A 12,584-nucleotide genomic window follows, 5' to 3' on the forward strand; every position below is an offset into this window, starting at 1 on the left:
TATTTATAAAAGCTTACTCACACATCTTATAGGCGAACCTACAAAATCATACAAAAACCTACAAGTTCGTCACAAAAAATTCGAATTTTTTTCTTATAATATTCATTGACACATATTCCGTAAAAAGAAATAAAATATACTTGATAAAACATCAGATTATTTCGTATAATCTAAAAGATATATACTTACAACAAATCGAAATGAAAAGGAGTGGATGATATGAAAAACTATACAAAGCAATTCGTCTTATCTTCTTCTTTTCTTTTTCATTTTCTTAAAAAGGAACAAGGGCATTTGCCTTTGTTCCTTTTTTTATCCTTTTCGGCAAGAAGACTCCCTCCGATTTGTGTTACGGGTGAAACTCAACAATTCAGGTGGAGATGAATTGCTGTCAGAAGGTAGGCTGAACTCTTTTGTTTCGCTCATAATAATTTTTTGAGTGCGAATGTTTGTTTTTTTGTCTTACGATATAATCTGCGTAGATAAGGAGAGGAGGGAATAGATTGTAAGACAACGAAATTGGATAATGATTATCATTCAGCTACTTGAGTCAAAAGGAATTACGATGAAGAACATGTTCGCATGTTGTTTCATTTCGTTCCGAATATGGATTTGTTAAAAAATTTTTAATGATTCCTCTAAGAAAGGCGGTGAAAACAATGGCCAGAAAGAAAGCAGTGAAAGTATTACGTAAACAAAAGAAAAGAGAAATCATACAACGATTCACTCAAAAACAAAATATCGGGCGAGCTTGCTTGACTGCTAAAGACTTCCGCTTACTGCAACGCATGTCACATAGTTCAAAAGCATTGCGAAATGTTGGATTGTACACGATTAAACAAAGTTACTTGAATCATAATAAAATGGCTACTATAAAAGAAGTGGATACTGCCATGCAAGCCGATATGAATTACTGGGGCATTCAATCAAATTCTGTTCAAGCGATTCGTAGAGCCTTGTTTACAGAAGTGAAGAGCTTTTTTAAAGCGTTGGAACAGTGGAAGAAAAAACCTGAGAAGTTCACAGGGCGTCCTAAGTTTCCGAATTATTCTCGTTCCACTGACAAACGAATTATTGAAATCTATCAAGTCCCAAAAGTTGATGATAACGGGTATTGGATGATTCCGATGAATGTGGCATTCAGGAAAAAATTCGGTTCCATTAAAATACGTATGCCGAAAAACGTAAGAAATAAAAAAATCTCCTACATTGAGATTGTACCAAAGCAAAAAGGTCGGTTCTTTGAGGTGCATTACACATATGAAATGCACATTTCTCAAATGAAGAAACCATCCACGACTACGAGTAACGCTTTGAGTTGCGATTTAGGTGTAGATAGATTAGTAAGTTGCGTAACAAATACAGGTGATACATTTTTAATTGATGGAAAAAAATTAAAATCCATTAATCAATACTTCAACAAAATGATACGTAATCTGCAACAGAAAAATATGGACAATGGAATTTCAAATCGTATTGTAACGAATAAAATGGCTGCACTTTGGCATAAACGAGAACGACAAATAAATGGTTACATTTCACAAACTGTAGGCCTGTTGTTTAAAGAAGTGAAAGCATATAACATAGATACAATTGTCATAGGGGATAACACTGGCTGGAAACAAAAATCTCATATAGGAAAAAAGAACAATCAAACATTTGCTCAAATCCCGTTCCATAAACTGATTGCAGCAATTGAGAATAAATGCGTAAAAGAAGGCATCCGATTTTTGAAACAAGAAGAAAGCTATACTTCAAAGGCCAGTTTTCTAGACAAAGATCCGGTTCCAGTTTGGTCTAAGGATGATAGTACGCATTATCGCTTTAGTGGCAAAAGAATCACTCGTGGTCTGTACCAAAGTAAAGTAGGAACATGTATTCATGCTGATATTAATGGTGCATTGAATACATTGGAAAAATCAAGAGTTGTAGAATGGGATGACAATCTTAAAGTGAAAACGCCGATTCTATTAGAAGTGCAAAAACGTAAGGCTGTTGCTTCGTGCATAGCTTAGTGGGTGCGTCAACCATCCATGTGTACTCGACTTGTCGGGGCTTGTAGCACACGCCGGATTCATCTGAGTGGTGGTTTCTTCCACAAGGGAGAACTGCTCTTTTTCGAAAGGGTGGTGCAAGTGGGAAAACTATCGTTCGTTGCCAGTACCAACCAAAAACTTACTTGGGGTGTTACCGTAGGGTGGCATGAATGCTAGAGCGTCAAACTGTCTAGTGATAGAAGAAAAGACCTAGTGTTCTAACTCAAGCCCCCACTGAAACGCTTCATCTCAGTGGGGGGAGTTGACTGCGATCTATATAGGGGGAATTGTTATGAGACCATATAAACGTGTCTTAATTAAATTAAGCGGCGGTGCACTTGCCGATCAAACTGGAAATAGCTTTAACTCCAAACGATTAGAACATATTGCAAACGAAATTTTATCCATTGTTGATTTAGATATCGAAGTATCCATCGTCATCGGTGGCGGTAACATTTTTAGAGGTCATCTAGCTGAAGAATGGGGAATTGATCGCGTAGAAGCTGATAATATCGGTACACTAGGTACAATCATTAACAGCTTAATGCTTCGTGGTGTTTTAACAAGTAAAACAAATAGAGAAGTACGCGTTATGACGTCCATTCCATTTAATGCAGTAGCTGAACCATACATTCGCTTGCGTGCAGTCCACCATTTAGATAACGGCTATATCGTTATCTTTGGAGGCGGAAACGGGCAACCCTTCGTGACGACAGATTATCCAAGCGTACAAAGAGCTATTGAAATGAATAGCGATGCCATATTAGTCGCAAAACAAGGTGTCGATGGCGTCTTTACAAGTGATCCAAAGTATAATAAATCAGCAAAAATGTACAGCAAACTAAACTATAATGATGTTGTTAGGCAAAACATTCAAGTCATGGATCAAGCCGCTTTACTACTTGCCCGTGATTATAATTTACCAGCACATGTCTTTAACTTTGATGAGCCTGGCGTGATGAAAAGAATTTGTTTAGGTGAACATGTTGGGACGTTAATTAATGATGATGTTTCGATGCTGGTGCATGAAAAATAATATTTTTTATCGGAAGTTTTGTTCATCTCCAGGAATTATTAGCCTTTTACAAGCAATTGATCTCTCGCCTCTTTGCTTCAGCCGAATTTTGAGGTGGGAATCTTACTGCTCGTTAATGCAGGATAAATAGTCCCCTACTTTGTATAACAAGGGGACTTAAATTTTTATCGTAAACTTATCAGGACCATTTATAATTTTAGAATTTATTTACGAAAGCTCTTCTGAATCCACACTTCAATAAATTCAAATCCTTTTAAATCACTTTGTTCAATAAGATTCTTCAATTCATCTGAAATAAAAACAGCCGTGGGATGAATTTTCCCATTTATATAAACCTTAAAAATCATCTCATTTTGAACAGTATTACTATTAAATGCGAATTTTTCGCATCCTATTATTAAACCTGTAATCAGTTTTTTAAAAACTGCTTTATCACTATCAATTGCATCTAGTACATTCAACACGTGGACCAAGTAATATACCTCACTAGTTGAATTGCGTAAGAGTGGTAAAAATTCAACATTATCGCCTATTGAAGGTTCAAGTACTTGCTTGGCTTTTTCACTAATCATTGGTGCACCAGTTCCTCCCCAAAATTTAGGGAAATCACTATGAATATCTCCTTCAATACACTCTATATATATATTTCCCCATGAATTTGCTAAATGAGTTATCGAATTTATTTTTCCATCAATATATTTTTTATTGTCTTCTTCAAAATTTAATAACTGGAAAGACTCATAGTTATCTAATACACTCTTTAATGCCCATATTTTCATGCTTATTCCCCTTAACTATTCTTTTATCTTCTAAAATAAAATAGAATATTAAGTAACAAAAAATCGTTTACTACTATTTACTTTGTGATTCTAAAATATATCTTGAATATGAATTACTATACTTATTCATAATAAAAAGCTTATACAAGTGCATAAGCTTTTTATTTTTTACTCTCTTAGATATGGGTTCCCATTAATAATCTAATTAAATTAGATTTCTTTACGCACCCTCTTCTGAATCCCACACTTCAGTAAATTGAAAACCTTTTAATTCACTCTCTAAAATTGCATTTTTGAATTGATCTGATACTAAAAGATAGTTAGGATGTACCTTCCCATTTATTTTCAATTTAAAAATTGGTTCATCCTGGACAACATAAGGAATAAATACAAATTTTTTACACCCTATTATTAAACCTGAACTTAACTTATCAAAGATTGTTTTATTAGTATCAAGTGCTTCCAACACTCTTAAAACATGCATAGCATAGTATTTTTTGTTTGTTTGTTTATGAATTAATGGTAAAAATTCAATAGTATCTCCTACTATAGGTTCTAAAACATTCTTGGCTTTTTCACTAATTATTTGTACACCAGACTTTCCCCAAAAAATAGGGGAATCGCTTGACTTTCCTTCATCTGTTACCTCAATAAACTGAGGCGTCCATGAATCTGACAAACTCACCATAGAATTAAAACTAGTTTTAAAATATTTTTTATCCTCTTCATAGTTCAATAATTGAAAGGTTTCATAATCATCAGTCGAGCTCTTTAATTGCCAAATCTTCATATATATTCTCCTTTATTATTACCATTTATTTAGTTAGTTAGTTAGTTAGTTATTTCTTGGGTTCATTTAATCGTAAATTACCTTCTAATAAATCTCTTCTTATTCCATGTAACACTTCAGCTATATCAGCTTGAGTACCACCCATTTCTATAACAGAATTCAATCTTTCTGTTACTTCTCTTATATACTCTTTTGAGTGGTTACCTATATGTAAAACTTCAGTAGTTACATAATCATTTATTTTATATGGTAAAAACACCCCATTGACCGCAGCATCATAACTTATCCCTATCTCTTGTAATAATTCCTGAGCTTCCACAGCCCTACTATCATTCCAAGGTACTATGTGATGTGCCGCATTAGGATATGGAGGTGTATCAACCCCTGCATCTTTAAGTTCTGCACGTAATTTTTGAGATGCTGTATAAGAATCAGGATATTCGTTTTTCACCTCTACTCTATCAAGAACTTTATCTGCATATTCCTGAATTACTTCTTGAACATCTTTAACTTTACTTCTTCCACTAGTTTTGGAAAACATAAATGTTTCACGAGCTTTTTGTAAAACTTCAAAACTTTTTATTTGATTGCTTCCAAATCCACTTGTACCTGCAAATGCCAACCGATCCGTCAATGGCAATTTATTTGCGAAAGAAGACATTCCTGTAGAGAATTTTGCACCTTTTGCTAATGTAGTGACTTTACTTATTCCTTTATCACCAATAAGCCCTAATCCAACTTGTGTTAATGCATAACTTCCCCACTTAGCACGACTTTCAGCGTCTCCATTTATTACATCATTAATAAACGAATCTGACAATGCATTCCACATAGCAGGTAAGGTTTCATCTAAATGAGTAACGGCGTATCCCATGTTCTCCCACGTTTCCCATTTACCAAGTGCCACAATACCATCTATTGTATCTTCAACAGCTTGACCCGTACCTTCTAAAATACCATCTATAATTTTTTCGGATGTAGATTTTTCGGGAGCTTTCTTGCTCACCGCTCCTTCTTCCATTGATCCTTCCTTTAAAAGATTATCAACTTGACGTTTTCTTTCATCAGCAATTTCTTGAATCGAAACGGTCCAATCCATATTTAATCCTTGTGTACTAAACGTACCACTTACAGGACTAAATCCTTTACCACTTTGGACTTCAGCGAGGCCGGCAGTAATGCTAGCCACTAGTTGAAGAGCTGTATTGTAGTTATTACTGGACGTATAGTTAAATTCATATAGATGCTCTAATTTTTCTTGCAGTTTTTTTCTCATCTCCACTAAAACAATAACCATGGCATCTATTCCGGGCAATACTGTAGCAATACTAATTGCTTCTATTTCTCAATTCGTGAAATTCCATTTCTGCCTGTCTCTGAATTTGAATCTCCACTTGATTTCGATCCTGTTTTTCAAATACTATCCGTAATTCATGATTAAATTCATTTATTTTCTTTTCCACATCTTGACTCATCCTATTCTCCCTACCCTTCTCCTTTTACCGTAGGTTGCCACATTAGCGAAATGTCTTTTGTAGTTCGTTATCCATTCTTTCAAAATCCTTAGCTACTAAATGAATATTATCAATTGCTTGTTGAAAGGCCCCACAAAATTGTCTAGTCAAATCCAGCATTTGTTGATTCGCTTCTTGCGCCTGGGCATTAACAGATAGTGTAGTACGGCTCGCCTTTGTTATAGAACGATTTGTCGCACCTTAAATTGTATCCGATGCATTTTTCATTTGCGTAGCAATTTGTGTAGCCGTTTGAAAATTACTTTGGAAGTTCCCCAGCATTTAAACACCTTCTAGTTTCAAAATTATTAATAAAATTATATCACGTTAATTGTTTATGTTTGTCAAAAAATTCAGTTATGAAACTTCAGTTTTTTTAAGAGCCCTTAATAAGATAGAGACAATATCTTAACTTTATTTTAGCTACATATTTCATTTTTTTGCTGAAGTGCAAATAAAAACAGCGGAACCCCCGATAGACCAAACTTTTTTAACTACCAATAATGAATAATGAACTATAAAACAAGAAAGAACCTTCTATTTTTGAAGGTTCCTTCTCACTTCTCTACTTGTTAAATAAACAATACAACTTCCTATTTACTATATTCTAAATTCCCCGTATCTCAGTTAAATCATCACAAATAAAAATCCACCAGTCCTGCTAATTTCTCCTTACAACGCTCCCAAAAAGATAACTTCTCAAAAAATTCTTTCGTCATTTCTTTTGAATCATGAATATCTTGCGCTAATGCCTCGTTCACTTCTGATACGATAGTTCCACCATGAATATACAAATTCATCTCATCATTAATATAAAAGCTACGTGCAGTTATGTTTGTTGTACCGATAACAGTTAATTCATTATCAATCAGCATTAACTTTCCATGAAACATCCCTTTTTTATAACCATATACTTGAATTCCATTATTAACAGCTTGACGAATATAAGGATACGCTGCCTCTTTAATAAGAGGAATATCTGGTTTATACGACCAAAGTATTTTTACTGTAACACCACGTTTTTGTGCCGCGATTAAAGCGTTCATTAACTCTTTATTTTTCGCTATAAAATACGGCGTCGTAACGACAACCGAATGCTTCGCTTGGTTTATTAACTCAACATATTTTTCAGCGACGTGATGCCCATTGTAACTAGCCATCGTATGTAATGTGTTCCCTTTACTAGCTTTATTCGTACTTCTCTTTATATCTTCTTTCGTATCTCGTTTCCAATCTAAAGCAAACTGTTCTTCTAAATCTTTTGCTCCTTCTCCTTTAAGCCGTACATGATAATCACGCCAATATCCAAATCGCTTATCTTTCCCTAAGTACTCATCTCCTATATTAAATCCGCCTGTATAGCCAATTTCCCCATCAATTGTCGTAATACGGCGATGATTACGATGGTGAAGTGAATAAAATCCGAATGGCAATTCCGGTTTTCTACTATATGTAAAATGCACGCCACTTTCCCGCAATTCATTTATCATCTTTCTTTCAAATGATAAATCATTAATGCGATCAACTGATAAATAGACGTTTACTCCTTCTTTTGCCTTCTCTTTTAATAAGTTTAAAAAAGTATGGCTACTTTTGTCATCCGACAAAATAAAAAAATACGTGTAAATAGATTGCTTTGCTTCTCTTATGTCAGTAAATAACTGTTTATAAAATGACTTCCCTTTTACATATAATTGAAAGTCACTATAATGAGGAGCGTACTCTGTCGGCATATTTTTCCCAGCTTCCATTTTTCTTCCGAGTGTGACGTCAATATGCATCCAAATTAATATAAAAATAAATATAGCCATAATAATAGAAATAACTCGCAATATTTTTTTAATCATTTTAATTTCCTTCCGCTCGTTTTCTTTCCACCTTTCTATTTTGTCATTCAAATTTAGATTTCATGCTTCATACAAAAAAGGATGCGACTTAACGTCACACCCTTTTTTATATTAAACAAAGTTCCTCGCATCATTATTTCTTCCAAATTTATAAATAGCAATTAAGAAGAACGCTACCGCAAAGGCGAATAAGATTAAAATATTTAAATACAACTCTGAAAATGGAATACCTTGCTGTAGTTTTGCTATCGTATCTAATAACCAGCGCTGCGGAAGAAAATCAGCTACTTTTTGTACCGCTTTTGGCATAATGTCGTACGGGAAATAACATCCTGCAAGTAAACATGTTGGTACTATCACTAGATTTTGCAATGCATTTGAAGCAGTTGAACTTTTTGAAAAAGACACAATGACTAATGATAAACCAATTGCGATTAAAGCGAATATCATAAGCACACCAATCATTACTATGAAAGGCATATTAATATTTGTATGAAAAACATTCGTCATAAATAGTACTGCAATGACAATTTGCACTGTTAATATCATCATATTTACTGCAACATTGGATAATATAAATTTCTTTCCGTCAATTGGTGTTGATAATAATCTAAAGTACGTTCTATTCTCTTTTTCTTTTAAAATAAATCCTGATAAGTTCACTGCTGAAAACAGCATAAACATAATAAGATAACCCATCGTTTGGTTTGTCATATCTTTATTTTTCGAAGTATCTTCTAGCGTCTCCGTTTTCATTTTAAATGAACTTTTTTGATACCCTGCGTACATATTATCAAATGCACTTTGATCTGTTCCTGCCACTTTACTAATCGCAGCAATATTATCAACATAGTTATATAAATATGATTTTATAAATCCTGTTACTTGATCACCTTTAATCGATGAAATTTCAATATGATCTGGTTTCCCTTCTCGAACACTTTTTGAAAAACCAGAAGCTAATGTAATAACTCCATCAAGTTTTTTGGAAGTGAGTTTATCTTCTACTTCAGACTCCTTAACCTTACTCACATTCACATGATTTAATCCTTCTAAAAACTTTATCGTATCATTTGCTATCGGCTCATTTTCTTTATTTACAATCCCGATATTTAACGTTCCTTGCCCTGCATTTCCGTATATCGAAAAAGAGATGAGCGTTCCGATTATTGGCAAACTAATAATAATGAATAACCCTTTTTTATTTTTTAAAAGTACAGATAACGTTTTTTGTATGAGCCATAAAATATCTTTCATACTATAGCCCCTCCCGTCTACGTAATGCAATAATTGCAATTAATAAAAAGAGTGCTGCTATTCCAAGATTTAAAGAAATGACTGGTAGTGCTGCCCCTACATCATTCGCATAAATAATTTTCATAACAGCTGTATTTGCCCACGTTAATGGTGATAAATTCGTAACGAAATTTTCTTCTATTACGAAATATGCGCCGCCAAAAATAGAAGCTAATTGCACTACCACCATAATAATAGCTCTAGATGCTTCAGGTGTTTTTGTAATATATCCAATCCCTAAACCGAAGCTAATTGCTAGAAAGACTTCTGTTAATAAAATAAGAAATATGATTCCAAGATGATCGCCCCAATTCGCTTGAAAGACAAATTTACTAAATAACATAACAAGTAATATACATAGGGCATTTGCTACAAGACTACCAAGCACTTTCCCAATGAAAATTTCAGCCTTACTTATAGGTGCAGCTATAAGGCGATCTCCTGTTTTACGTATTCGTTCGCCTCGAATTAGAAAACTTGCTCCCATCGCAGCGTACAGTGCAATCATCGTCGTCATTACAACCGCATAGTAATCCATAGAACCCGGTTTTTTCGCAGCTTGTAAAGATGTTTCTTTTATATAATCATTATGATTTCCGTTTGAAATAACTGTGCTCACCTTAGTAGGATCTACTTTTGCAACTTCGACCGCTACATTGTACTTATCAACAAATGTTGTAAGCATGCCTTCCACAATACTTCCCTCGATACTACTTTTGTCACTTCCGTACAATTTTGCGCCATCTTTATATAACTCTACATAAGCAGCATATTTATTTTGCTTCACTTCTTCTTTCCCATCAATATCTTCAGAAGCTTTTTTAAAATGAATACCCGATTTATCGACTTCTTTCGTAAATGCTTCAAACGATTGAGAAAATGTGCTACTCGCTTCATCTTTATATAGTACTTGTATATCCTTAATCGATTGACTATCGCTATTAAATGCATTACTTAACGCTGTTCCTAACACAAGCATAAGCACAATCGGAAATGCTAACATAAAAACTAAAGTTCTTATGTCTCTGAAATCTCTTTTAATATGCATAATTGCAATATTGAAGATGTTCAATTGATGAACCTCCCTTTACCTTTTCTTCATTTACCTTTTATTTATCTCGTAAGTTTCTTCCAGTCAACGTAAGGAATACTGTTTCTAAGTTTGGAGCCTGCTCCTCTAACGAACGGATTTCAATGTCATGATTAATGAAGTGCTGAATAATTTTATTTAAATTGTTTAATCCTGCATCCGAGTTTACCTTGATTACGTTCTCTTCAATTTGAACAGCTTTCACACCATTTACCTCTTTTAACTTTTCTACATCTAAATTTTCTATCGACTTTACTTCAATCCAAATGTCTTTCGTATCGGTAATAATCCCTTTTAACTGTTCTTTCGTTCCTTCTGCAATCACTTTACCGTGATCTACAATTGCTATTTTCGTGCAAATCTCTTCTACTTCTTCCATGTAGTGGCTCGTGTAAATAATCGTACTTCCCATTTCATTTAATTTTCGAACAGACTGCAGGATATAGTTTCTTGACTGTGGATCAATCCCAACTGTCGGCTCATCCATAATAATTAACTTCGGTCTATGTGCGATTGCACAAGCGATATTCAGTCTTCGTTTCATCCCGCCAGAAAAATTTTTCGGATAACTTTTATGTTTATCACTAAGCCCCACAAATTGAAGCGCTTCCTCTACTCTCGCTTTTAGTTCAGCCCCTCTTATTCCATACAATCCAGCAAAGAACTTCACATTTTCATAAGCCGTTAACTCTTCATAAATCGCAATATCTTGCGGAACAATACCAATATTCATCTTTGCAAATCGATTATGTTTCTTTATATTTTTTCCTAGTATGCTAATTTCACCTTCATTACTTCTTAACAACCCAGCAATCATATTTATCGTTGTACTTTTACCAGCACCATTTGATCCTAAAAAGCCAAATATCTCTCCTTCTTTAATAGATAAAGACATATTATCTACCGCGATGAAATCACCAAATTTTTTCGTTAAATTTTTAATTTCTAATGTATTCATCATTTCACCCCTATTTCGGTTTCTCTGCTGCTATTATAAACAAAAAAAATGAACCTGCTCAGTGCAGAAGTTCATTCTTTTCACATGAGATTATTCACTTCTTTCATATGAGATGATTCATCCTCGTCCCATTCTCTTATATCGGTAACAGCATTGTTACTGAAAAACCACTGGTCCCATCTACAATAATTTTTCCGTTTACAGATGCTGTTCGCTCCTCCATACCCATAATACCGAGACCTTTTTTTACAAGCACTGCACCTTTTCCATTATCCTTCACTTGCACTTTCACCATCTTGTTAAGTACATGAATATCGATTGAAATGACTGTCGCATCAGCATATTTCATTGCGTTCGTTAGTGCCTCCGTAATATTTTCGCCGATAATCTTCCACTGAATGGGAGAAATCATATCTAAGTTCCCTTTATATACGAATGGAATATTTATATCATGCTTACCGGCAAATTCCTCTATGAATAATTTCATACGATGAATACCAATTTGCTCCGTTGGTGGCTTCATATTTTTTAATGTAATGCGAATACTTTCAATTCCATCTTTCGAAATATGAATTGCATTTTGTAATAACTCCGCAGATTTTTCTTTATCTATTTCCATTAATCTCTTCGCTGCTTCCATTTGAATGAGTGCACCCGTCATCGAGTGACCAATTTTGTCATGAATTTCTTGTGATAACCGATTCCTCTCTTCTAACTTAAATGTGTATTCTGACTGCCTTATGTACTCTTTATTTTCATTTAGGCTTTTCGTCAGCCGCTGCATATCTTTGCGCATCTTATCATTTTGTGATTCCAGCTTTAATACACGCGATATATACCGTTCTGCCATAGTTAATACAAGAAAGGAAAATGCAACAATTAATCCATATGTCATTCGAATACTTTCTTCCGTAAAGATAATAGGAATCATCATAATGATAAAGAGCTGCCATTTCTTCTCTATATAACGAAATATAATTTCATATAAGTTCAATGGTAAAAACAAAATAAAAAACGGGTGGATCTTCCATGTAAATAACATAACTACGCCAATTGACACACTAGTTAATATGTTTTTGTACGTATCTTTTTTAAATATAGAAATCAGAACGTTTACAGAAAGATATAACAGCAAAGTAAGTATAATCCATGGCAAGTTCGCAACATTTAAATAAATGTAACTAAACACAATATATATAAAGACAATTAATTTACTTACAATTAACCAAAATTCCATA

9 protein-coding genes and 3 pseudogenes are annotated in these 12,584 nt (G+C 34.0%); 2 read left to right on the forward strand and 10 right to left on the reverse strand.

The window, feature by feature from the left end; genetic code table 11:
• Window positions 1-659 precede the first annotated feature (659 nt).
• Window positions 660-2,015 carry an RNA-guided endonuclease TnpB family protein gene (locus QCI44_RS19375; RefSeq protein WP_098985839.1) on the forward strand — a complete coding sequence of 452 codons (1,356 nt, stop codon included), beginning with the start codon at window positions 660-662 and terminating at the stop codon, window positions 2,013-2,015.
• Between the two features lie 313 nt (window positions 2,016-2,328).
• Window positions 2,329-3,072 (forward strand): UMP kinase, encoded by a 744-nt coding sequence (gene pyrH, locus QCI44_RS19380; RefSeq protein WP_016088441.1) that lies wholly within the window; start codon window positions 2,329-2,331, stop codon window positions 3,070-3,072.
• Between the two features lie 203 nt (window positions 3,073-3,275).
• Here pyrH and QCI44_RS19385 read toward each other — a convergent pair whose 3' ends face one another.
• From QCI44_RS19385 to QCI44_RS19430, 10 genes and pseudogenes are all read right to left on the reverse strand, one after another.
• A complete protein-coding gene (locus tag QCI44_RS19385; protein WP_098405208.1) occupies window positions 3,276-3,851 on the reverse strand; it encodes an imm11 family protein in 576 nt (191 codons plus the stop codon).
• Between the two features lie 220 nt (window positions 3,852-4,071).
• Window positions 4,072-4,641: an imm11 family protein gene (locus QCI44_RS19390; RefSeq protein ID WP_000708217.1), complete on the reverse strand. Its 570-nt coding sequence runs from the start codon at window positions 4,639-4,641 to the stop codon at window positions 4,072-4,074.
• Between the two features lie 49 nt (window positions 4,642-4,690).
• Window positions 4,691-5,983, reverse strand: a pseudogene (locus QCI44_RS19395) (AHH domain-containing protein); the annotation flags it as partial.
• A pseudogene (locus QCI44_RS19400) lies at window positions 5,973-6,116 on the reverse strand (DUF3958 domain-containing protein); the annotation flags it as partial. The pseudogenes QCI44_RS19395 and QCI44_RS19400, both read right to left, overlap by 11 nt.
• A gap of 42 nt (window positions 6,117-6,158) precedes the next feature.
• Window positions 6,159-6,437, reverse strand: a pseudogene (locus QCI44_RS19405) (TIGR04197 family type VII secretion effector).
• Window positions 6,438-6,790: 353 nt separating this feature from the next.
• Window positions 6,791-8,002 carry a cardiolipin synthase gene (gene cls / locus QCI44_RS19410; protein WP_016134112.1) on the reverse strand — a complete coding sequence of 404 codons (1,212 nt, stop codon included), beginning with the start codon at window positions 8,000-8,002 and terminating at the stop codon, window positions 6,791-6,793.
• Between the two features lie 111 nt (window positions 8,003-8,113).
• Window positions 8,114-9,259: an ABC transporter permease gene (locus tag QCI44_RS19415; protein WP_016088444.1), complete on the reverse strand. Its 1,146-nt coding sequence runs from the start codon at window positions 9,257-9,259 to the stop codon at window positions 8,114-8,116.
• Between the two features lies 1 nt (window position 9,260).
• The gene (locus tag QCI44_RS19420; RefSeq protein WP_098985841.1) at window positions 9,261-10,370 is read right to left on the reverse strand and encodes an ABC transporter permease; all 1,110 of its coding nucleotides are present in this window, start codon (window positions 10,368-10,370) and stop codon (window positions 9,261-9,263) included.
• A 37-nt stretch (window positions 10,371-10,407) separates the two neighbouring features.
• The gene (locus QCI44_RS19425) at window positions 10,408-11,346 is read right to left on the reverse strand and encodes an ABC transporter ATP-binding protein (protein ID WP_016134110.1); all 939 of its coding nucleotides are present in this window, start codon (window positions 11,344-11,346) and stop codon (window positions 10,408-10,410) included.
• Between the two features lie 136 nt (window positions 11,347-11,482).
• Window positions 11,483-12,583 (reverse strand): sensor histidine kinase, encoded by a 1,101-nt coding sequence (locus tag QCI44_RS19430; RefSeq protein ID WP_016134109.1) that lies wholly within the window; start codon window positions 12,581-12,583, stop codon window positions 11,483-11,485.
• Between the last annotated feature and the right edge of the window lies 1 nt (window position 12,584).

This window comes from Bacillus cereus group sp. RP37 (assembly GCF_040459695.1).
Classification (GTDB): domain Bacteria; phylum Bacillota; class Bacilli; order Bacillales; family Bacillaceae_G; genus Bacillus_A.